1 protein-coding gene is annotated in these 825 nt (G+C 53.9%); it reads left to right on the plus strand.

Annotated elements, in window-relative coordinates; all coding sequences use genetic code 11:
• On the plus strand, positions 1-825 hold an 825-nt coding region (locus HC752_RS24305; RefSeq protein ID WP_190337746.1), incomplete at both ends, for an AMP-binding protein.

Below are 825 nucleotides of genomic sequence, written 5' to 3' on the forward strand. Positions count from 1 at the left end.
GGGATGATCTGGCGTACATCATTTACACCTCGGGCACCACGGGCAAACCGAAAGGGGTGATGATGCCGCACTCGGCTTATGCGGACTTTATTCATCAATATCATCAGTCCCTTCAAAGCGATCAGTCCTTGCAGGGCGAACAGCCTTTCGAGGCGCCGCCGATTTCCTTAGTGAGCCTCACCCAATACACCTTCGACATCTTTGGCTTGGAATACGGCTTACCGCTGTTGTCGGGCGGAACGGTTCACCTATCGGACATTCATCAAGGGCCTGAAACCTTGTCCGAGCATGTCAGCAAGACCAACGTATTGCAGCTCACCCCGTCGGTCTGGTCGGTATTGCAAGTGGTGTTGCCAGAAGATCTCGATTTGTCTCATGTGACGGTCATTGTCGGGGGCGAAAGCGGGTCTGAAGCGATTTACCAAAGCTTGTCGCGCCGCTTTAAAGAGGTCATCCAAGTGTACGGTCCAACCGAAGCGTGCATTTGGAGCACCCAATCACGATACCTATCGGGCAACGCCCACATTATCGGAGCGCCCCTGAGGAACGAGCGATGTTATGTCCTTTCGGGCAACGGCAAATTGTGCCCTATCGGTGTTCCAGGTGAGTTGCACATTGGAGGTGCAGGACTGGCGAGAGGTTACCTCAACCGAGCTGAGCTGACCGCCGAGCAGTTCATCGACAGCCCCATTGAAGGACACGATGAACGGTTATACAAAACTGGCGACTGGGTACGCTGGCGTCACGATGGGCAACTGGAATACATCGGGCGCAATGACAGCCAAGTGAAGATACGCGGTTATCGGATTGAGTTGGGTGAAATTG

Source organism: Vibrio sp. S9_S30 (assembly GCF_014694455.1).
Classification (GTDB): domain Bacteria; phylum Pseudomonadota; class Gammaproteobacteria; order Enterobacterales; family Vibrionaceae; genus Vibrio.